This is a genomic window from Cognatiyoonia sp. (genome assembly GCF_965661665.1).
GTDB lineage: Bacteria > Pseudomonadota > Alphaproteobacteria > Rhodobacterales > Rhodobacteraceae > Cognatiyoonia.
Map to the genome: position 1 here is coordinate 1 of NZ_CBFIEO010000025.1, position 20,695 is coordinate 20,695.

18 protein-coding genes and 2 pseudogenes are annotated in these 20,695 nt (G+C 54.8%); 13 read left to right on the forward strand and 7 right to left on the reverse strand.

The window, feature by feature from the left end:
- Both ACTF5F_RS13145 and guaA read right to left on the reverse strand, forming a co-directional pair.
- Positions 1-143 (reverse strand): DUF6552 family protein (locus ACTF5F_RS13145; protein ID WP_438957340.1); only part of this gene is annotated, 143 nt, incomplete at its 3' end.
- Between the two features lie 181 nt (positions 144-324).
- Positions 325-1,884 carry a glutamine-hydrolyzing GMP synthase gene (guaA, locus tag ACTF5F_RS13150; RefSeq protein ID WP_438957324.1) on the reverse strand — a complete coding sequence of 520 codons (1,560 nt, stop codon included), beginning with the start codon at positions 1,882-1,884 and terminating at the stop codon, positions 325-327.
- A gap of 153 nt (positions 1,885-2,037) precedes the next feature.
- On the opposite strand from guaA, the gene ACTF5F_RS13155 reads away from it, so the two are divergent.
- Positions 2,038-3,588: a trimethylamine methyltransferase family protein gene (locus tag ACTF5F_RS13155; protein WP_438957325.1), complete on the forward strand. Its 1,551-nt coding sequence runs from the start codon at positions 2,038-2,040 to the stop codon at positions 3,586-3,588.
- Here the strand turns inward: ACTF5F_RS13155 and ACTF5F_RS13160 are convergent.
- A pseudogene (locus ACTF5F_RS13160) lies at positions 3,581-3,882 on the reverse strand (DUF6477 family protein). The gene ACTF5F_RS13155 and the pseudogene ACTF5F_RS13160 sit on opposite strands and share 8 nt — an antisense overlap.
- Positions 3,883-4,359: 477 nt before the next feature.
- Here ACTF5F_RS13160 and ACTF5F_RS13165 point away from each other — a divergent pair.
- The 3 genes from ACTF5F_RS13165 to lipA all read left to right on the forward strand — a co-directional run bounded on the left by ACTF5F_RS13165 (position 4,360) and on the right by lipA (position 6,256).
- The gene (locus ACTF5F_RS13165; RefSeq protein WP_438957326.1) at positions 4,360-4,857 is read left to right on the forward strand and encodes a hypothetical protein; all 498 of its coding nucleotides are present in this window, start codon (positions 4,360-4,362) and stop codon (positions 4,855-4,857) included.
- 90 nt (positions 4,858-4,947) lie between these two features.
- The gene (locus tag ACTF5F_RS13170; protein ID WP_438957341.1) at positions 4,948-5,205 is read left to right on the forward strand and encodes a DUF6456 domain-containing protein; all 258 of its coding nucleotides are present in this window, start codon (positions 4,948-4,950) and stop codon (positions 5,203-5,205) included.
- A gap of 97 nt (positions 5,206-5,302) precedes the next feature.
- Positions 5,303-6,256, forward strand: a complete 954-nt coding sequence (lipA, locus tag ACTF5F_RS13175) for a lipoyl synthase (RefSeq protein WP_438957327.1) — start codon at positions 5,303-5,305, stop codon at positions 6,254-6,256.
- 169 nt (positions 6,257-6,425) lie between these two features.
- Here lipA and hpt read toward each other — a convergent pair whose 3' ends face one another.
- The gene (gene hpt, locus ACTF5F_RS13180) at positions 6,426-6,968 is read right to left on the reverse strand and encodes a hypoxanthine phosphoribosyltransferase (protein WP_438957328.1); all 543 of its coding nucleotides are present in this window, start codon (positions 6,966-6,968) and stop codon (positions 6,426-6,428) included.
- A 78-nt stretch (positions 6,969-7,046) separates the two neighbouring features.
- On the opposite strand from hpt, the gene ACTF5F_RS13185 reads away from it, so the two are divergent.
- Positions 7,047-7,490: a type II toxin-antitoxin system RatA family toxin gene (locus ACTF5F_RS13185; RefSeq protein ID WP_438957329.1), complete on the forward strand. Its 444-nt coding sequence runs from the start codon at positions 7,047-7,049 to the stop codon at positions 7,488-7,490.
- Between the two features lie 62 nt (positions 7,491-7,552).
- Entirely contained in the window at positions 7,553-8,740 is a 1,188-nt protein-coding gene (locus ACTF5F_RS13190) for an MmgE/PrpD family protein (RefSeq protein ID WP_438957330.1), read from the forward strand.
- A 34-nt stretch (positions 8,741-8,774) separates the two neighbouring features.
- Here the strand turns inward: ACTF5F_RS13190 and ACTF5F_RS13195 are convergent, their stop codons facing one another.
- The 3 genes from ACTF5F_RS13195 to ACTF5F_RS13205 form a co-directional block, all read right to left on the reverse strand.
- Entirely contained in the window at positions 8,775-9,956 is a 1,182-nt protein-coding gene (locus ACTF5F_RS13195; protein ID WP_438957331.1) for an ammonium transporter, read from the reverse strand.
- Between the two features lie 146 nt (positions 9,957-10,102).
- The gene (locus ACTF5F_RS13200) at positions 10,103-10,573 is read right to left on the reverse strand and encodes a CinA family protein (protein ID WP_438957332.1); all 471 of its coding nucleotides are present in this window, start codon (positions 10,571-10,573) and stop codon (positions 10,103-10,105) included.
- The gene (locus tag ACTF5F_RS13205) at positions 10,570-11,058 is read right to left on the reverse strand and encodes a phosphatidylglycerophosphatase A family protein (protein WP_438957333.1); all 489 of its coding nucleotides are present in this window, start codon (positions 11,056-11,058) and stop codon (positions 10,570-10,572) included. Before ACTF5F_RS13205 ends, ACTF5F_RS13200 begins: the two co-directional genes overlap by 4 nt.
- Positions 11,059-11,288: 230 nt before the next feature.
- On the opposite strand from ACTF5F_RS13205, the gene dusB reads away from it, so the two are divergent.
- From dusB to ACTF5F_RS13240, 7 genes and pseudogenes are all read left to right on the forward strand, one after another.
- The gene (dusB, locus tag ACTF5F_RS13210) at positions 11,289-12,287 is read left to right on the forward strand and encodes a tRNA dihydrouridine synthase DusB (protein ID WP_438957334.1); all 999 of its coding nucleotides are present in this window, start codon (positions 11,289-11,291) and stop codon (positions 12,285-12,287) included.
- Positions 12,284-13,357: a two-component system sensor histidine kinase NtrB gene (locus ACTF5F_RS13215; RefSeq protein ID WP_438957335.1), complete on the forward strand. Its 1,074-nt coding sequence runs from the start codon at positions 12,284-12,286 to the stop codon at positions 13,355-13,357. Before dusB ends, ACTF5F_RS13215 begins: the two co-directional genes overlap by 4 nt.
- Positions 13,357-14,727, forward strand: a complete 1,371-nt coding sequence (locus tag ACTF5F_RS13220) for a response regulator (RefSeq protein WP_438957336.1) — start codon at positions 13,357-13,359, stop codon at positions 14,725-14,727. Before ACTF5F_RS13215 ends, ACTF5F_RS13220 begins: the two co-directional genes overlap by 1 nt.
- Positions 14,728-14,832: 105 nt before the next feature.
- The gene (locus tag ACTF5F_RS13225) at positions 14,833-17,073 is read left to right on the forward strand and encodes an ATP-binding protein (protein ID WP_438957337.1); all 2,241 of its coding nucleotides are present in this window, start codon (positions 14,833-14,835) and stop codon (positions 17,071-17,073) included.
- Between the two features lie 9 nt (positions 17,074-17,082).
- Positions 17,083-18,483: a nitrogen assimilation response regulator NtrX gene (gene ntrX, locus ACTF5F_RS13230; protein ID WP_438957338.1), complete on the forward strand. Its 1,401-nt coding sequence runs from the start codon at positions 17,083-17,085 to the stop codon at positions 18,481-18,483.
- A 56-nt stretch (positions 18,484-18,539) separates the two neighbouring features.
- On the forward strand, positions 18,540-19,916 hold the full coding sequence (gene trkA, locus ACTF5F_RS13235; protein ID WP_438957339.1) for a Trk system potassium transporter TrkA: 1,377 nt from the start codon (positions 18,540-18,542) through the stop codon (positions 19,914-19,916).
- Positions 19,916-20,695: pseudogene (locus ACTF5F_RS13240) on the forward strand (TrkH family potassium uptake protein); the annotation flags it as partial. The gene trkA and the pseudogene ACTF5F_RS13240, both read left to right, overlap by 1 nt.

Here is a 20,695-nt window from a genome sequence, read left to right on the forward strand (position 1 = left end):
ACGGCAAACCATAAAAATATCCCAACGAAAAACATGTAAATATTATAAGGGATTAAGTTCAATCCAGTCATACCGTATCCAATAAGTTGGATTACTGTTGCTAACCATTTAACAACATCAACAAACTTGAATTTAGCCATCATTTTATATGTGCCCTTCACTCTTAAACTCAGCGTCAAACTATGAAACGCAATAGTTCCGCCACTTTGTATGAAAGTTTGCAAGTCAGTAATTTTTCTTGTTGAAAAACATTGACTTAATTTTTACCGAAAACCAGTTTATGGAAAAAATATATAATAATATCAATTACTTAACAAAATTTTCTCATTCCCACTCGATTGTGCCGGGCGGTTTGCTGGTGATGTCGTATGTTACGCGGTTGATCCCTTGGACTTCATTAATGATACGGGTGGCGGTTTCGCCAAGGAATTCGTGGCTGAACGGATAGTAGTCCGCCGTCATTCCATCAACGGACGTCACAGCGCGCAAGGCGCAGGCATAATCATAGGTGCGCCCATCGCCCATCACCCCAACCGTCCGAACCGGTAAGACCGCAACAAAAGCCTGCCAGATGTCGTCATAAAGGCCATGTTTGCGGATTTGATCGATATAGATCGCATCTGCTTTGCGCAGAATGTCGAGCTTTTCGCGGGTGATCACCCCCGGGCAGCGGATTGCAAGGCCGGGCCCGGGAAAGGGGTGGCGTCCGATAAAAGACTTGGGCAGGCCCAATTCCAAGCCCAGCGCGCGCACTTCATCTTTGAAGAGCTCGCGCAGCGGCTCTACGAGTTTTAGCCCCATCTTCTCCGGCAAGCCGCCGACATTGTGGTGGCTTTTGATTGTGACTGAGGGACCGCCAGAAAAGCTCACACTCTCGATCACGTCTGGATAAAGCGTGCCTTGCGCCAAAAACTCAGCGCCTTCGATCTCATTTGCGTATCTTTGAAAGACATCGATGAAAAGCTTGCCGATGATCTTTCGTTTGGTTTCCGGATCGCTCTGACCCTCCAACTCGCCCAAAAACAGATCCTGCTCTTCTGCGTGGATGACCTGGAGGTTCATATGATCGCGGAACATGCCAACGACTTCTTTTGCCTCGTCCTGACGCAACAGCCCGTGATCCACGAAAACGCAAGTCAGCTGCGCTCCGATTGCCTCGTGCAGCAGTGCGGCAGCAACAGAGCTGTCGACACCGCCGGATAGCGCACAGATCACGCGCTTGTCGCCGACCTGTTCACGGATCGCCTCGATCGCCTGCTCGCGATAGGCGCCCATTGTCCAGTCGCCAGTAAAGCCCGCTAGTTTGACGAAGTTTTCGTACATTTTTGCGCCGTTCGGGGTGTGATACACTTCTGGGTGGAATTGCACCGCGTAGAAATTGCGCGACACATCCGCGGTGATGGCAAAAGGAGCATTGGGGGACGTGCCGTAAACCTCAAACCCCGGTGCAATTTCAGACACATGGTCGCCGTGGCTCATCCACACTTGTTCTTTGTCGTCCTCAAACCAGCCCTCCAGCAACGGTAGCTTGCCCTTTGGAACGACATAGGCGCGTCCAAACTCTGCGGTGCCTTCTCCGCTGACCACTTTGCCGCCCAATTGCGTCATCATGGTTTGCTGGCCGTAGCAAATCCCAAGCACGGGCAATCCCATCTCAAACAGAGACTGCGGCGCGCGGGGCGATCCGTCGCGTGTCACGCTGTCAGGACCACCGGACAGGATCACCGCCTTGGGATCGAACGCCTTCATAAAAGCGTCATCAACCTGCTGGTAGGGATGTATTTCACAGTAAACGGAAAGTTCGCGAAGCCGACGGGCGATCAGTTGTGTGACCTGACTGCCAAAGTCGATGATGAGGAGGCGCTGATGAGAGAGTTGTTCCATGGGTTCAGTTACGCGCGTCGGTGAGGGGGTTCAAGCCTATGCGATGAATTTCATAATCAATGTCGGATTCTCCCCTCAGATGGCGGATTGGGCGTACCGCAAAAGCTGAAGCGATGTATCTGAAAGTGGCACAGTTCAGGTGAGGGACATCAAATGACAGACGCTGCAGCCAAACCTCGGAGACGGTCACGCTCAGGCGGTGGTGCTGCACGACGCGCGGAACGCACGGCGGTCAGCGTCGAGACCGCCAAGTATATTGAGCGGAATGTGCCGAATTATGAGGTGTTGACCGATGAGGCGCTCGATACCATCGAGGCGAACGCTGAAACCGTTCTTGCGGAAATCGGCGTCAACTTTGTCGACAATCCCGATGCGCTTCAGCGTTGGAAAGATGCTGGGGCGGAGATTGAAGGGGAACGTGTCCGCATCCCGCGTGGCCTTGCCCGTAAGCTGTGCAGCACTGCACCCAGCCAATATACGCAACATGCCCGCAACCCTGACCGGTCCGTGGTTGTAGGCGGCAAGAGTTTGGTCTTGGCCCCCGTCTATGGCCCGCCATTCGTGCGCGACACTGAAGGAGGCCGCCGCTATGCGACGATGGCCGACTTCGAGAAATTCGTGAAATTGGGCTACATGTCGAAATGGCTGCACCATTCTGGTGGGACGGTCTGCGAGCCGACAGATGTGCCTGTTAACAAACGCCATCTCGATATGCTGCTCGCGCATATGATTTACAGCGACAAACCGTTCATGGGCGCGGTGACGGAGCCGAGCCGCGCACAAGATTCCATCGACATGTGCAACATCCTTTTCGGGGAAGAGTTTGTTCAAAACAACACGGTGATGACATCGCTTATCAACATCAACTCCCCCCTGACATTCGACAGCATCATGATGGGTGCGCTTGAAATCTTCGCGGCGAACAACCAAGCCAGTATCGTTAGCCCGTTTATCGTCGGAGGCGCAATGGCACCTGTGTCAGTCGCGGGTACTTTGACGCAAGCGATTGCTGAGGTTTTGGCAGGCGTGGCATACAGCCAGCTTATTCGACCTGGATCGCCTGTTGTGGCTGGCACGTTCGTGACGTCCATCGACATGAACTCCGGTGCGCCCACATTCGGCACGCCCGAAGCTTCGCATGTGACCTACGGCATGGGGCAATTGGTGCGCCGCCTTGGGTTGCCATACCGTTCGTCTGGAGGGTTCACTGGATCAAAACTCCCTGACGCGCAAGCAGCCTACGAATCCGCCAACAGCCTCAACATGGGTCTGCTTTCGGGCGTAAACTTCATGCTGCACTCCTGCGGCTGGCTTGAAGGCGGTCTGGTGTCGTCGTTTGAAAAGTTTGTCATGGACGCCGATCAGTTGGGGGCCTTGCACCAGTTCGCCCGCGGCGTTGATATGACAGAGAACGGGCAAGCGATGGGCGCTATTGAAGAGGTCGGCCCGGGCGGTCACTACCTCGGATGTGCGCATACGCAGGAAAACTTCAAGGACAGTTTCTGGCGCTCCGAACTCTTTGACTTCAAGCCATTTGAAACATGGGATGAAGAGGGCGGTCGCGACACGATGGAACTGGCGCGTCAAAAGGTGAAGTTCCTGCTGGAGAACTACCGCCAGCCTGCGATGGAGCCAGAGGTTGAAGCTCGTCTTCGCGCTTATGTAGCCGATAAAAAGGCATCCATGCCGGACAGCTTTACATAGGTTTTCCGCAGGTCCGTTTCTGAAGCAGCAGCGCCGCTTCGGACATAATTGCTGTGACCAAATCAATGTGCCGCGCATGCGAATAATGCGCGGCATTTTTTTGCGCCGTTCATTCATCTGTCTTTCCGCATCGATCAAAAGGATCAATCCCTCGACCACTTTTGGTAGTGTAATCAAATCAAGAAGGCGGGATAATCGCACCTCTCGTTTGTACTGTGACATGCCATGTCGGGCCGATATGGTTAACAGCCGTGGGCGTTTGAGGTGCCGGATCGTGGTCATACTATCCTGCATTTTTTACTCCTTTCGATGATGTCGTGGTCTCAGGATTGTGCAGAATAAGCCATATATGTTGCCTATTTCGTAGGGTGTGCGAGCGGAGCCCCCAACTTTGTTTAATCTTTCTCTGTGAGGTTGATTTTGTGAACGTTGTCTTAATTCGGCATTAAGAAAGACACGCTTAGTTTGTGGTTTCGAGTTGGTTAATATTTTTTGAAAATTGGATGCACCTTCAAGAAGACGGGGAAGCCGCTATGAACTTTTGGGCTCGTAACGCTAAGATAGCGTATTCCGATTGGCTACCACGCGCAGCTGAGAACTATTTGGAACACACAGTGTTGGGTCGGCCAATTCGCAAGATGGCGCGGTCTCAGGATTGCCACCCGCCCACGATTTTGCGGCAAGTCTTGCGGCTTGAGACGAAGCGAGATGATCGCCTGATAGACTCAGCCCTCACATCTATCAGCACGACGTTTGCAAAGAGGAAAACTGATGAGCAAAGGGAAGTATCAGATATGTCATTGGACATCGAGCCAGAAAGCGCTGCGAACGTCGCAGATCTCCCCAAAAAAACTAGATCAAGACAGGCTGATCGTCTTGCGACGATTGTGCGAAAGGGGCGCCGTTCTTGCGGTCGCCCGCGATATGGAAAGCGCGGTTGTCGTCCACGAAGATGCCGAACAGTATTCTGTGCGAACCGCAGTTGTCGAACGCGACATCGCTGAAGCCATCGCGCTGCGCGATTGGATCAAATGCGATGACCCAAGCAAGCGGATCAACCGGTATTATATCACTGCCGAAAGGCTACGCGCTGTGCAAAAGCTCACCGCGGAGCAAGAGAACCGCGCCCATGGTTTGTTGCAAGACGGCCTGACCCTTACCAAAGCCCACAAATCACATGAGCCTGCCAAGATCCGATCGACTGTGACGGAAAGTCCGATAATGGGTTTGGCGCGTCGGAAGTACAAGTTTGACGGACCGTTTCTGTAAAAGTCGCAAGTCTCTGCTGGTGAACGATTGCGGCAAGACTTCGAGATTTCGTAACTCGACACGGATGATGCGCGAGAATGCCTTGCGCGGCTGTCGAATGACAAACCTGCGTCGCATCGGGGGATAAGAAGCGCGCGGGAGCGGCTTCATGCAGTGCTCACGGACCTTGGCTCTGGATTGAGCGAGGTTGCAATTGAATGCTGCTGTTTCTGGAATGGGATCGAGTCGACCGAGAACAAGATGGGATGGTCCGCACGGTCAGGTAAAATTGTCTGTCGCATCGCTTTGACGCGGCTGGAGATTTACTACAATCAGATCGAAGGTCAGCACGGCCCTCTGATTGGATAGCTTTGCTTTGACAACATAGCTGATATTGCGGCCATGCAGTTGTTCCAGCACGATCTTTCGCTTACGATAAGGGAAAGCGGATCAAAAGGAACGTTTCGTGCGCGACCTAAAAATTCCAGAGCAACGCCACCCAGAAAAAGCCCGCAAGCCGGACAACCCTCAGCCCAAGAAACCTGAGTGGATACGAGTGAAAGCGCCGACGTCCGAAGGCTACAAGGAAACGCGCAAGATCATGCGCGACAACAACCTTGTGACCGTCTGCGAGGAAGCTGGATGCCCAAATGTTGGGGAGTGCTGGTCCCAAGGTCACGCCACCATGATGATTATGGGGGAGGTTTGCACCCGCGCCTGCACCTTCTGCAACATCGCCACTGGCAAACCACCAGAAGACCTTGATGCATTTGAACCCGGTCGTGTGGCTCATGCTGTTGCCAAGCTCGGTCTCAATCACGTCGTCATCACATCTGTGGATCGTGACGATGTGGAAGACGGCGGAGCGGAGCATTTTGCCCAAACCATTCGCGCGGTGCGCCATCGTTCGCCCGATACGACGATTGAGATTTTGACGCCAGATTTCATCCGTTGCGATGATCGCGCCTTAGAAGTGGTCGTCGAAGCGCGGCCTGACGTTTTCAATCACAACCTTGAAACGGTCCCCGGTCTTTATTCAGAGGTGCGTCCCGGTGCGCGTTATTTCCATTCGCTCCGCCTTTTGCAGCGCGTGAAAGAGCTTGATCCCGCGATGTTTACGAAGTCGGGCATCATGGTGGGTTTGGGCGAAGACAAGCAGGCCGTCATTCAAGTGATGGAAGACATGCGTGCCGCAGACATCGATTTCCTCACCATTGGTCAATATCTTCAGCCGACGCCAAAACACCACGCGGTTGATCGGTTCGTCACGCCAGAGGAATTCGCCACCTATGAAAAGGCAGCTTACGGTAAGGGGTTCTTGATGGTGTCGGCAACACCGTTAACGCGGTCCAGCTATCACGCGGGCGATGATTTCAGAAAACTGCGCGAGGCGCGTGTGGCCAAACTCGGTCAGGCTTAAAGCCCGCGGCGCCTTACGTCATTGAAAGTCAGCCATTCTGGCCAACTGAAAATCTGCTCCTATCCCCACAAGGCTGCGCAACCAAATATCACACCAAACACGAGTTTGATCCGCTTCCAACTGGGCGGATGCTACGCACAGCGCTTCGCCCGCGTGAGCCATGCAAGGTTCATTCGTCGGTAAACCGAACTTTACCAATATGTGGCAGGTTACGATTGCGTTGGGCAAAGTCGATGCCATAGCCCACGACAAATTCATCGGGAATTTCGAACCCGATCCAATCGGCCTTGTAGTCCACTTCGCGGCGGGCGGGCTTGTCCAACAGCGCAATGGATTTGAGGCGGGCAGGGCCCTTGGTCAGCAGATAGTCTGTCACATGGCTCAGAGTATGGCCCGTGTCGATGATATCCTCGACCACCAGCACATCGCGTCCCTCGATCGCACCACGCAGATCTTTGAAGATGCGCACCTCGCGGCTGCTCTCCATCGCGTCGCCGTAAGAGGATGCCTCCAGAAAATCCACTTCGACAGTCAAGTCCAGTTCCCGCACCAAATCCGCGATAAAGACAAATGAGCCGCGCAACAGCCCCACGACGACTAGTTTGTTCGTGTCCTCAAACTCGTCATGGATTTCGCGTGACAGTGCCTCGATTCTCGCGGCGATCGACTTCGCGCTGATCATTTCATCGATAACATAGGGCCGTTGTGACATTTCGCCTGCTCTCAAAGGGTTGATTTCCAGCTCCAACTCTACGACATCGGACTGCGAAGTCACGTAGAAAGCTAGTCAATGCCGGCCCATCAAGAAACGCGGGTGCTGCCGTATTCGGCGCAACAGATGTATGACCTTGTCGCCGACGTTGCGAGCTACCCCGAATTCCTCCCCTGGACCGCTGCGGCGCGGATCAGATCTGTTGAGGATAAGGGCGACTATTCTGAAATGCTGGCGGACCTCGTCGTCTCGTTCAAGGTGTTTCGGGAGCGGTTTGGCAGCCAGGTTCTTCTCTGGCCTGAGCAAAAGAAGATCGACACCAGCTATCTTGATGGGCCGTTTAAGCACCTTGAAAGCACATGGCAGTTCATGGATGTCGACGGCGGTTGCGAAGTAAATTTTGAGGTCGATTTCGAATTCAAGAACCGCATCCTGCAGGGTGCGGCTGGCATGTTCTTCAATGAAGCCATGCATCGAATTGTGCGTGCGTTCGAAGAACGGGCCAAGGAACTGCACGGATGACGCCCGAGCGTTTACTCAGTGATTTTTCAAGGTCATCACCTGACGGCACCAAGGCCGATTTCATGCGCTTATGTCTTTTTGATTGGATCATGTGCGGACAGGCTGGCGCTGGTGAGCAGGTTTCGCACCTGCTCAGGCCCCAGATGGGAGAGGCTGGGGAGGCGCGCTTGTTTGGTGGTGGGACAGCATCAACAGCCCAAGCAGCCTTGTTCAATGGTGCGACCTCCCACGCGCTTGACTATGACGACACGCATTTTGCGCATATCGGTCACACATCTGTTGTCATACTTTCGGCAGTTTGCGCCGTAGCGGAAGCGCAGGGGCGAACGGTGGAGCAACTCATTGAGGCCGCTATCGTTGGGAGCGAGGCAGCCATCCGCATCGGCGAATATTTTGGTCGGTCGCACTACCAAGCTGGATTTCATCAAACGGCAACGTCGGGCGCATTCGGCGCCACTCTCGCGATCGCGCGTCTCATGGAGTTGTCACCGGATCAAACCATTGCCTCGATAGGTTTGTGCGCAAGTCAAGCGTCTGGTCTAAAAGCGCAGTTTGGTTCGATGGGAAAACCGATCAACGCTGGGTTGGCGGCGTCTGCGGCTGTTCAAGCCACAAGCTGGGCACATGCTGGCGTGACAGCGACCCCATCCGGTCTGCAGGCGTTCAATGAAACACATCACGGGTCGGCAAACGCAGACGCCTTTCGTGGTTTGGGAGATGTTTGGAAATTCGAGGGCATCAGCCACAAATTCCACGCCTGTTGCCATGGATTGCATTCAATGCTGGAGGCTTTGCGGCATGTGGACGTGCCAGTGGATGAGATTGAGCGCATCGTTGTCGAAACACACCCCCGATGGATGACCGTCTGCAATATTGAGCAGCCCACATCAGGGTTGCAGGCGAAATTCTCCTACAGGGTCGCTGCAGCCATGTCGCTGTCCGGTTTGGATACGGGCGATATCAAGACGTTTTTGGATGAGATCGTCCGACGGTCCGATATCATAGCCCTTGCGCAAAAAGTGTCAGTCAAAGAGCTATCTCATTTCAAAGAAACCGAAGTGCGGGTCACGGTGACTTCGCCCTCAGCGGAAACTGTCATCTCGCATGATATCCAAATGCCAATGGACGTTTCCGAATTAATACAACGGCTATTCAATAAGGCGTCTGTCTTGGTGGGTGCTGAAGCTGCAGAGCGTAATTGGGCGGCCGTCCATACACAAAAAGCACATCAGCTCACCGCGTTATTCTAAAAGACAGAGGGGCCCGCAGGCCCCTCTAAGTAATTTATGATGTCAGGTCGTAAGCACGTTCACCGTGCGATGACAAATCCAAGCCGGTCAGCTCGTCCTCTTCCGCGACGCGCAATCCAAAGATCGCTTTGGCGACAAGAATAATGATGACCGTCGTGATCAAGGTCCAGATGCCGACAACGGCCAGACCGCCTAATTGTGCCGTCCAAGACGCGTGGCCGAAGACAGGCAGCATCATGATGCCGAACATACCGCCGACGCCGTGCACTGCGAAGACGTCCAACGTGTCGTCAATCTTTAGGGTGTTCTTCACAAAGCCGCAAAGCTCCTGACACAGCACACCGGCAATAGCACCGATCATCAGCGCTTGCACAGGATCGACGGAGCCGGAGGCAGGCGTGATGGAGGCCAGACCTGCGATCGTGCCCGTGACCATACCGACCAGCGATGCTTTGCCGTAGCGAATGCGTTCCCATAAGGCCCATGTCAGCGATGCTGTTGCGGCAGAAATATGGGTGACTGTCAGCGCCATTGCGGCACCACCGTCAGCCGCCAACTGCGACCCACCGTTGAAGCCGAACCAGCCAACCCAAAGCATCGCTGCGCCGATCATCACCATGCCTGGATTGTGGGGTGGCTTTGATTTGTCTTTGCGTGCGCCCAGCATGGCCGCGAGTACAAGTGCTGCGATACCGGCAGTCTGGTGCACGACGATACCGCCTGCGAAGTCATTAACGCCATCTGCGAACAGGGACCATTCAGCACCCGCCAACAGACCGCCGCCCCAGATCCAATGCGCAACAGGTGCGTAACAGATCAGCATCCAAAGGCCGGAGAACAGCATCACAAAGCCGTACCCGATCCGTTCAACATAGGCGCCGACGATCAGGGCAGGGGTGATAATCGCGAAAGTCATTTGGAAGGCAAAGAACAGCACTTCTGGGATGGTGCCAGAAACCGTGTCCGCGTCTACGCCATTCAGAAAGGCTTTCCCAATACCGCCCCAATAGGCGTTGCCGTCGCCGAATGCGATGGAATAGCCGGCGGCAAGCCAGAGCACGCTCATCAAGCAGGCAATTGAAAAACACTGCATAAACACGGATAGCACGTTTCTGCTGCGAACCAAGCCGCCGTAGAACAAAGCAAGCCCCGGCAATGTCATGAATAGGACCAACGCTGTGGCCACAATAATCCAAGCGGTATCTGCGCCGACCATTGGATTCCCCTTCCATTAATTGTTGTGGACCGCGTTGAAAGGGAGTTGGCGTGATTAGAAAAGTGGCAGGCAGGTCAAATGAGGCCAAAAATTTACGCAATTTACAATTTGCATAAAAAATAGACGGAAAAATCAGGCTGCGCCGCCTATTTGCTCAGATTTTGGACAATAAGGGTGAGGACATGCGCGACCGTCGCCTTGCGGACCTCTGCGCGCCCAATGGCCCCAAATTCCACTGTGGAGGTTTCGCAATCTGCGCCTTGTGCGATGCCAAAGCAGACCCGCCCTTCAGGTTTGAACTCTGACCCGCCGGGGCCTGCAATCCCCGTCACCGACACCGCAATCTGCGCGTCTGATCGTACCAAGGCGCCCTTGGCCATCGCTGCCGCGACCTCCTCCGATACTGCCCCAAACTGGTCGAGGGTGCCTTGGTGGACGTCTAACATCTCCATCTTTGCGGCATTGGTATAAGTGACAAATCCACGGTCAAAAACGGCTGAACTTCCAGCCACATCTGTGATCGTGGCGGAGATCATGCCAGCTGTGCAACTTTCCGCAGTGGCGATCACAATGCCTTGAGATTTAGCCAATTCCACGACTGTTTCGGGTAGGTTCAAAACATCACCACGTGATAGAGAATGCCCAACAAAACAACGCCGATGGCCGCTAGAATGCCCCCCACAACATCGTCCAGCATCACACCCGTCGCGTCATCCCGCTTGTCGGCCCAACCCACAGGACCAAGCTTGGTAATGTCAAAGAAGCGGAACAACACAAACGCTGCAATCCAGCCCGGCCAAAGTGCCAAAAAGTCGACGCCAGCAAACTGTGCCCCATAGATCACGGGGAGAAGCGCGATCCACTGGCCGACAACTTCATCAATCACAATTTCAGAGGGGTCGTGGTTGTCCTGATCGGCCGTTTCAGCCTTTGTCGCCCAATGACCGAGGGCATAGGCAATGCACGTCGCGATCAGCAGCCCAATCCATTCGCCTATTAATGAGATACCATAAGCGGCGGGCAGGGCGGCGAGCGATCCCCACGTACCCGGTGCGGGCTTCATGTGGCCGCTGTAAAAGAAGGTGGCGATGAGTTTGGACATTGCGGGACGCTTTTTTTCAGATTTGGTGTGGGACCGATCGTGTAAATGGCGATCAATTTTGTTCGGACCCTATGTTTGCCCGCAACAGCGCGCAATAGGTCATCGGACATTCGCAATATATGCACAAAAAATAGGCATATGATGTATTTATTCGCAAAAACATGTGATCGCGTTTGTTGTCAGCCCCGTAGCGGGCTAATGTCTTGCAAAACTTCAACCGGCGAAACCACGTGACCGCAGCACTCAAATCTTTGACAGTTGGCAATTTGGAGCTGGCTCCGCCGGTGGCGCTCGCGCCCTTGGCTGGCATCACGGACTTACCTTTTCGTCAGCTCGTGGCCAGCTTCGGCGCGGGGTGGCTCGTTTCAGAAATGGTCGCCAGTCAAGAAATGGTTCAGGCCAAACCAGGTGTTCGCGAGCGGGCCGAGCTTGGTTTCGACCAATCCAATACATCTGTTCAAATCGCCGGGCACGAAGCCAAATGGATGGCTGAAGCGGCTCGTATGGTTGAGGCGAACGGCGCGGCTTTGATCGACATCAACATGGGATGCCCCGCGAAGAAGGTGACTAACGGGTATTCCGGCTCCGCACTGATGAAGACGCCCGACCATGCGTTGTCGTTGATCGAAGCGGTGGTGGAGGCTGTCTCAATCCCTGTCACGCTGAAGACGCGATTAGGCTGGGACGACGATTCCCTCAATGCGGCCGACATTGCGAGCCGCGCGGAAAACGCTGGTATCAAGATGGTCGCCATTCACGGACGGACGCGCTGCCAATTCTACAAAGGTTTGGCCGATTGGGCTGCCATTGCTGAGGTAAAAGAGGCGGTGTCGATCCCCCTAATCGCGAATGGAGACATCGTCGATAGCCGGTCAGCGAAAACGGCCCTGCAACAATCGAACGCAGATGGCGTGATGATAGGGCGTGGGGTCCAAGGGCGTCCTTGGATGGTCGCTCAGGTGGCTGCGGATGTGTTCGGGGAGACACCCCCCAACGTTCCCAGCGGTGCTGATTTCATCGATATGGTGTCCGGGCATTACGAGGCGATGATGTCCTTCTACGGTGTTGAGCTTGGCAACAAGGTCGCCCGCAAACACCTCGGTTGGTACATGGACGACGCAGGCACACCGCCAGACCTGCGCAAATCCGTTTTGACCTCAAAAGATCCAAACGCCGTTCTAGAATTGTTGTGTCACGCCCTACAATCAGAAGGGGAGGTTGCCGCATGATGGATGCTGCAAACCTATGGTCTTCAATGCCGATCCCAATCTTGCTGCTGAACGGCGATGATACGATCGCGATGTCGAACCCGGCAGCGGAAAGCTTCCTCAACCTATCCGCCAAAAGCCTGCAAGGGGCCAACCTTTGGGAAAAGGTGATGGTTGACGCGCCTTTGGAGGCTGCATATGGCCGCGCAAAATCTGCACGCGGGTCGCTCTTTATTAATGATGTGGACGTAGGCAGCGGCATGGGAGCGCCGATGCTGTGTAATGTACAGCTTGCCCCCTTACTCGGCAGTGAAGATCAAATGCTGATGCTCATTAGCCCAAGCGAGATGGCCAGCCGTTTCAGCCAGAACAACAACTCCAACAAGGCGGCGAAGTCTGCGATTGGTATGGCCGAAATGCTGGCGCATGAGATCAAGAACCCGCTTGCGGGGATCACAGGAGCGGCGCAGCTCTTGTCGATGAACCTTGAGGCGGACGATCAGGAGATGACGGATCTGATCGTCGAGGAGAGCCGCCGGATCGTGGCGCTGCTCGAAAACGTGGAGCAATTTGGCAATCAGCGTCCGCCGGTGCTGAACGCCATCAACATCCATGACATTCTGGATCGCGCCAGACAGTCCGCATCCGTTGGATTCGGGGCTCATATGTTCTTCGTCGTGGATTATGACCCGTCGCTGCCACACGCGCTGGCCGATGCAGACCAGTTGCAGCAGGTTTTCCTGAACCTGCTCAAGAACGCATCCGAGGCGGGTGGTGAGGGTGGTTCGATCAAGCTGCGCACCTTCTATGATCCGGCACTGCGGGTCCGGCAAGCGGACGGCAGCCATGCGCGCTTGCCACTGCAAATCGAGATTATCGATGATGGTCCGGGCCTGCCGGCCGACATTGCTGATGACATTTTTGAACCTTTTATTTCTGGCAAGGAAAATGGGACGGGCCTTGGCCTGGCTCTGGTCAGCAAGATCCTCCGCGACAGTGGTGGATGGATCTCCGTTGACTCTATTCCCGGCAAGACGACCTTTCGCGTCTCGCTGCCACTTGCCCCCAACTCTGCTGAGGGAGACCCCTGATGGACGGTACGATACTCGTCGCCGATGACGACCGCACGATCCGAACAGTTTTGACACAAGCGCTGACCCGCGCCGGGTGCAAGGTGCACGCAACCTCATCGTTGGTAACGCTGATGCGATGGGTGGGGGAAGGCAAAGGCGACCTTGTCATCTCCGACGTGATGATGCCGGACGGCAATGGGTTGGAGCAAATCCCCCAGATCGCCGATGCCCGTCCCGGATTGCCAGTGATCGTGATCTCTGCACAGAACACCATTATGACGGCCATTCAAGCGGCGGAGGCGGATGCCTATGACTATCTGCCCAAGCCGTTTGACCTGCCTGATCTGATGAAACGCGCATCCCGCGCACTGGAAATGAAACGGCGGGCAACCGCTTCAAAGGCATCTGATGCCCGTTCGATGGAAGCCGGTGATCTGCCTTTGGTCGGTCGGACGGCTGCAATGCAGGAGCTCTACAGGCTCGTCGCACGGGTGATGAACGCGCAACTCTGCGTTCTGATCACAGGCGAGTCCGGCACAGGCAAATCTTTGATCGCGAAAGCCATCCACGATTTCTCAGACCGCCGGAACTTGCCATTCGTCACGGTCAGCACGTCCGATCTTGAAACGATGGATGGTCCACACGCAGTGTTGGCGCGGGCCAAAGGTGGCTCCATCCTATTTGATGAGGTTGGCGATCTGGATGACACCGCGCAGGCCCGCATTGTCCGTATGCTCGACAGCTTTGGTGATACAGCGCCACGTGTCATGGCGACATCGCAAGCAAACCTTGCCAGTAAGATGGAGGAGGGTTCTTTCCGCGAAGACCTTTATTACCGTCTTGGGGGTGTCACTGTGGAAGTGCCGTCATTGCGTGAACGTGTGGACGATATCCCGCTTTTGGCTGATCACTTTCTTGCTAAAGCTGAACGGGAAGGGGCGCCGCTCAAGCGTCTTAGCGACAAAGCCGTTGAGCTGGTTCGCGCCTATAGCTGGCCCGGCAATGTCCGTCAGCTTGAGAACGCCGTCCAACGTCTTGTGTTCACGTCGACAGAGAATGAAATCACCAAGACTGAGGTCGAATTGGTCTTGGGTAATCAGCCTGCGATGGAGTCGCTTCGCAGCGGCGGTGATTCTGACAAACTCTCCGCGTCGGTGGCAAAACACCTCCAACGGTACTTCGATCTGCACGGGGGCGTCCTGCCGCCACCTGGCCTTTACAACCGAATCCTGCGGGAGATTGAGGGCCCAATAATTGAGATCAGCCTCGACGCCACAGGCGGAAATCAGGCCAAATGCGCCGATTTGCTCGGCATCAACCGAAATACCCTCAGAAAGAAGATCACCGAACTCGATATTCGCGTGACACGCCGCCGCAAATTGATGTAAAATCGCCACATAACCGTGGCCCCAAAGGAACAACCCTTTCGGTAAGGACCACATTAAACAGGCGGTGAGCAGGGAAACCTGGTCAAAAACAAGAGGCGATACGCAGTGGCGCGTACCCTTTTTGGTTTGGAAATCCGGAGCGTGCGCCGTTGGCGGCGTATCAGAGCCGTGCAAAATGGGGTCACGATTGGCCTTGTTCTCCTTGGCCCGATCTTGGCCGTTTTAACAGCCATGGTAATTAGCGGACCGTTGGAAGGTGGCACGAATGCCACGTCGCTCCGGCTGATCCTCCTTGCCGATATTATCTATGTTCTCCTGATCGCGGCTTTGGTGATCCAACGGGTCACGCGGCTAGCCATTGCACGGCGCAACCGCTCCGCCGGATCGCAATTGCACCTTCGACTTACTGGGGCTTTCGTGCTGTTGGCGTTGATCCCGACGGTTTTGGTCGCGGTCTTTGCGCTTTTGTCCATTAACATGGGTTTCGAGGGCTGGTTTTCGAACCGAGTCTCCACCGTTTTAGGCACGTCGCTCGACACGGCAGAAGCCTATAAGGCAGAAGAGCGCAACGAGCTTGAACGTGACGGCCGCGCCTTGGCGGCCTATCTCAACAATGAACGCAGCACCAACTTCTTCATGGATGATGGCGACGTGCGCCAAGCCATCCAGATCGTGCAAGGGCAGGTCAATCGCGGCCTGACAGAAGTGTTCTTCATCGACGGTGCTGGAACCATTCGGACCCGTGGGGCGGGGTCTTATGAGTTCAATTTCGAGAAACCATCGCCAGAGCTTTTCGCGATGGCCGACGAAAGCGGCATCGTCATTATCGAGGATTCCACCCAAAACGAATTCCGCGCGCTGCTGTCGATGACCAACTTTCCTGATCGCTACCTTCTGGTGACGCGGGAAGTGGACGGATCAATACTGTCGCTGTTGGATGAAACGCAAGAGACGGTTGCCGTTTACAATCAACTTGAACAAGATCGTGGTCGGCTGCTTTTCGGATTTGGATTTATTTACCTAGGCTTCGCGGTCATTCTTATTCTTGCTGCGACATGGCTTGGGCTGCTGTTCGCAGAACGTCTTTCACGCCCCGTTGGGCGTTTGGTCGATGCGTCGCAACGTGTCGGCGCGGGTGATCTGGATGTGCGCGTGATTGAAGAAGAAGGCGATGATGAGATCGCGCAACTGGGCACTTACTTCAACCAGATGACAAGCCGCCTAAAAGGGCAACGGGATGAGCTTGTTGAAACAAACACAAAGACGGAGCGGCGGCGCAGGCTTTTTGACTCCGTCCTAAGTTCCGTCACCTCCGGCGTCGTCGGTCTCGACCCAGATGGTCGCATCACTTTCTTGAACCCTTCTGCTCAGGCGATGCTCGCCGTTGGGGGGGAACAGGCCGATGTCGCGCTGTCGGTTGCGATCCCCGAATTCACGCCGATGTTCGAACGTTTGGTTTCTGAAGGTCGGGAGGCGACCCAAGGTCAGATAAACCTTATACGCAAGGGCCAACAAGAAAGCCTTTTGGTGCGCATGGCCCCGCGTTTGAATGAGGAAGGGACGCTTGAAGGCTACGTTGTGGCGTTCGACGATGTGACAGACCTCGTCAGTGCGCAGCGTATGGCCGCTTGGGGCGATGTGGCCCGCCGCATTGCGCATGAAATTAAGAACCCGCTCACGCCAATTCAGCTGTCGGCAGAGCGGATCAAACGCAAGTTCGGGAGTGAGGTGGTCGATGTCGACCGTTTGGATCAGATGACGGATGTCATTGTGCGCCAGACCAATGATCTGAGACGGATTGTCGACGAGTTTTCCAAATTCGCGCGGATGCCTGAGCCTGAGTTGAAATCTGTTGACCTGACAAAAATCGTCCGCGACGCCGTCACGCTACAAGAAGCAGGACAGCCGGAGGTCAAGATCGTCGCCTCAATTCCCAACGCGCCGATCATCGCGGATCTTGACTGCACAATGATCTCTCAAGCCTTGACGAATTTGATCAAGAATGCCGGAGAGGCCATTGAAACCTATATTGAAAAAGAGGGTCAGGATGTCGTTCCAGAAGTGCGCGTCGCACTGTCGATGGAGAATGACACCGCCTTCGTCACAGTCGAAGATAACGGCATTGGTCTGCCAGAAGACCGCGCCAAGCTCTTCGAACCGTACGTTACAACCAGAGACAAAGGGACAGGATTGGGCCTTCCCATTGTTAAAAAAATCATTGAAGAGCATGGAGGCACGCTCACGCTTAGCAACGCTGAACCTTTCGATGAGAGCGGGCGCGTTGGCGCCAAAGCAACCATTAAGCTGCCGCTGGCGACTGCCGTGGCCAATAAAATCCCAGCATGAGGATCTGACATGGGCGATATTCTGATTACAGACGACGAACGCGACATACGCGAATTAATTGCGGATATTTTGCAGGACGAAGGCTTCACAACACGGCTGGCGGCCAATTCTGAGGAGTGCATGAAGGAAATCGCGCAGGAAACACCAGCGTTGATGATCCTCGATATTTGGCTCAAGGACAGCAACATGGATGGGATTGACATTCTGAAGCAGGTCAAGCGGGATGATCCTGACGTGCCGATTGTCATCATTTCAGGGCATGGCAATATCGAAATCGCTGTCGCGGCGATCAAACAAGGCGCATATGACTTTATCGAAAAACCGTTTAATATCGACCAGTTAATGGTCGTTATTCGACGGGCGATGGAGACGTCGCGCCTGCGTCGTGAGAACGTCGAGCTCAAGCGCAGCGATGCGGTAAGTGCGGATATGTTGGGCGAAAGCTCTGCCTTCAGATCCCTGAAATCCCAACTCGATAAAGTCACGAAGTCCAATGGCCGTGTCATGCTGACCGGTCCTGCCGGATCGGGCAAAGAGATTGCAGCGCGCTATATCCATGCCAATTCTGATCGGGCGACCGCGCCGTTTATCACCGTCAGTTCCGCCTCTATTGAGCCGGAGCGGATGGAAGAAGTGCTTTTTGGTCGTGAAAGCTCTGGCCGCGGTGTTGAGCAAGGGCTGCTTGAGCAAGCAAATGGTGGCGTCATCTATTTTGATGAGGTCGCGGATATGCCGGAAGGGACGCAATCAAAAATCCTGCGCGTCCTTGTCGACCAAACGTTCCAGCGTGTCGGGGGTAACGATAAAGTGCAGGTCGATTTGCGCGTTGTTTCGTCTACAAACAAGGACTTAGCGTCTGAAATTGATGCTGGTCGTTTCCGTGAGGAACTCTACCATCGCTTGAACGTCGTGCCGATCAGCGTGCCAAGTCTTGAAGAACGCCGTGAAGACATCCCGCTCTTGGCACAGTACTTCATCGAAGCCTTCAACAAAGCCCAAGGTCTCCCGCTCAGATCGCTCGCCGATGATGCGCGTGCGCTCCTTCAAACGATGCCCTGGCCAGGAAACGTACGGCAGTTGAAGAACGTCGTGGAACGCGTTCTAATCCTTGGGGAAAACACCGGTGATATTTCTACAAGAGAATTGCCATCCTCCGAAGAACCGGCGCAGGAAGATGGTCGTGTGGTTCTGTCTGGTGGTCTCGCAACGTTGCCGCTTCGCGAAGCTCGAGAATTGTTCGAACGCGAATACCTTCTGACACAAATCAACCGTTTCGGCGGCAATATCAGTCGCACAGCTAGCTTTGTCGGGATGGAGCGGTCAGCCCTTCACCGCAAGCTCAAGTCGCTTGGTGTCGCCACGACAAACAAGTCGGGCGCACGGGTTGCTTACGTAGAAGCAGACGCTTGATTGACTGACAATGAACGCTCTGTCACCACTAGGCGACGATCCGTCGGGAGAATGTGATGAAGGTGATTATTTGTGGGGCCGGTCAAGTTGGCTGGCAGATTGCACGCCACCTCTCAGGGGAACGCAACGACGTCACGGTTGTGGACAACAATGCGGAACTGGTGCGGCGGGCCACGGACACGTTGGATGTCAAAGGCATCTCTGGCTTTGCCAGTTACCCCGATATTCTAGAGCGGGCAGGTGCCGAAGATGCCGATATGATCATCGCGGCGACCCACTCTGATGAGGTGAATATGGTCACATGTCAGGTGGCCCATTCCGTCTTTTCGATCCAACGCAAGATCGCGCGGCTCCGGGCACAAAGCTACCTCGACGCGATTTACTCCGACCTCTATCGTCGCGATCACCTACCAATCGACGTTGTGATCAGTCCTGAACGCGAGGTTGCAGAGGCCGCGTTGCAACGGCTCGCCGCGCCATCGGCCTTTGATACGGAGCGGTTCCTTGAGGGCGGGGCACAGCTCCTCGGCATCACCATTGAAGATGATTGCCCTGTCATCAACACGCCGTTGCGCCAGCTCACCGATCTGTTTTCAACTTTGCGGGCGCTTGTGGTTGGCATTAGGCGGGATGGGAACTTGTTTGTCCCGATGGCGGGTGACCAGCTTTTCCCAGGCGATGAAATTTACGTTTTCACCGAAATCCGCGACATGCCACGGACACTCGAAATTTTCGGTAAGACGCAATCAAAGCAGGACCGGGTCCTGATTATCGGTGGCGGAAACGTCGGCCTCGGCGTGGCGCAAGCGCTTGAAGCGCGCACTGACCGCGTCCGCGTCAAAATGGTTGAGCTCAATCGCGAATGTGCCGAACGGGCGGCGGACAATCTGGAACGCACGATTGTTTTGAACGGCGATGGTCTGGATTCAAGCATCTTGGAAGAAGCAGGCATCGGCAACGCCGATGCTGTGCTGGCCGTGACCGACGACGATAAAACCAATCTTTTGGTCAGCGTGCGCGCGAAAGAGCAGGGCAACCCGATGACGATCTGTCTTGTGAACGACCCGACATTGGTGCCACTCATGGGGCCGCTGTCTATTGACGCTTACATCAACCCACGCGCCACGACTGTCAGCTCGATCTTGCGGCACATCCGTCAAGGACGGGTGCGCGCGGTCTATTCCATCGGCGATGCAGAGGCCGAGATGATCGAGGCACAAGTCTTGGGTACGTCTCCAATCGCTGGCCAACGGATCCGCGACATTGATTTCCCTGAAGGCACGAAAGTGGCCGGTGTTTTGAAAAACGGCGTGGTGGTCAAACCAGATGCCGATACGCCGATCAACGAAGGCGACGTGATTGCGATCTTTGCCTTGGCCGACGACGTGGCAGAGGTGGAACGATTGCTTCAGGTCACAATCAATTTCTTCTGATGAACGGCGCGATCAAGAATCTGCCGTTCTTTGTTGTGCTGATGGGGCTTGGCTCGATCTCGATGCTGGTGCCAGCGGCTCATGGAGCAATTGTAGAAGACTTCGTCACGATGCGCATATTCTTCTATGGCGCCATACTCTTCAGCATGCTGTCCTTGCTGGTAGGTTTGGCGACTGCTGGCCAGCACCCGTCCAATCTGGCGCGCAGTCAGCTGATGACCTTGGTGGCCGGATTTACGATCCTGCCGTTGATGTTTGCGGTCCCCTTTGCCGAAGCGAGCATTCTCTTGAGCTATTTCGATGCGTGGTTCGAAATGGTCAGCAGCTTCACAACAACGGGTGCGTCACTCACTAACCAACCGTCCGATTTGACCCCCTCTTTGCATTTATGGCGGGCAACCGTCGCATGGATGGGCGGGTTTATGATTTGGGTGTCAGCGATTGCGATCTTTGCACCTATGAACCTAGGAGGGTTTGAAGTGCGGGCTTGGCCGCAGTCACGGGAAATGAACCGCATTCGGAACGTCCACATCTCACAAAAGATCGATTCGTCGGAGCGCTTGTATCGTTTTACGATAGACTTTGCGCCGATATACATCGGACTAACGTCAGTCCTTTGGCTTGGCCTCCTGATTGCAGGGGACAACGCAACGGTCGCGCTCATCCACGCGATGTCCACGATTTCGACGTCTGGCATTTCCAGCGTTGGCGGTCTTGATCAGGCCAATTCTCACATCGTTGGTGAGGTTTTGATCGTGATATTTTTTGGCTTTGCACTT

Bases quoted from the DNA above. Each gene is read 5' to 3' on its own strand.
- ACTF5F_RS13215 (WP_438957335.1), top strand. From the start codon at position 12,284: ATGATGGATGCTGCAAACCTATGGTCTTCAATGCCGATCCCAATCTTG.
- hpt (WP_438957328.1), bottom strand. From the start codon at position 6,968: ATGTCACAACGGCCCTATGTTATCGATGAAATGATCAGCGCGAAGTCG.
- ACTF5F_RS13165 (WP_438957326.1), top strand. From the start codon at position 4,360: ATGAGCAAAGGGAAGTATCAGATATGTCATTGGACATCGAGCCAGAAA.
- guaA (WP_438957324.1), bottom strand. From the start codon at position 1,884: ATGGAACAACTCTCTCATCAGCGCCTCCTCATCATCGACTTTGGCAGT.
- ACTF5F_RS13195 (WP_438957331.1), bottom strand. From the start codon at position 9,956: ATGGTCGGCGCAGATACCGCTTGGATTATTGTGGCCACAGCGTTGGTC.
- ACTF5F_RS13190 (WP_438957330.1), top strand. From the start codon at position 7,553: ATGCGCTTATGTCTTTTTGATTGGATCATGTGCGGACAGGCTGGCGCT.
- trkA (WP_438957339.1), top strand. From the start codon at position 18,540: ATGAAGGTGATTATTTGTGGGGCCGGTCAAGTTGGCTGGCAGATTGCA.
- ACTF5F_RS13205 (WP_438957333.1), bottom strand. From the start codon at position 11,058: ATGTCCAAACTCATCGCCACCTTCTTTTACAGCGGCCACATGAAGCCC.
- ACTF5F_RS13185 (WP_438957329.1), top strand. From the start codon at position 7,047: ATGCCGGCCCATCAAGAAACGCGGGTGCTGCCGTATTCGGCGCAACAG.
- ntrX (WP_438957338.1), top strand. From the start codon at position 17,083: ATGGGCGATATTCTGATTACAGACGACGAACGCGACATACGCGAATTA.
- ACTF5F_RS13220 (WP_438957336.1), top strand. From the start codon at position 13,357: ATGGACGGTACGATACTCGTCGCCGATGACGACCGCACGATCCGAACA.
- ACTF5F_RS13155 (WP_438957325.1), top strand. From the start codon at position 2,038: ATGACAGACGCTGCAGCCAAACCTCGGAGACGGTCACGCTCAGGCGGT.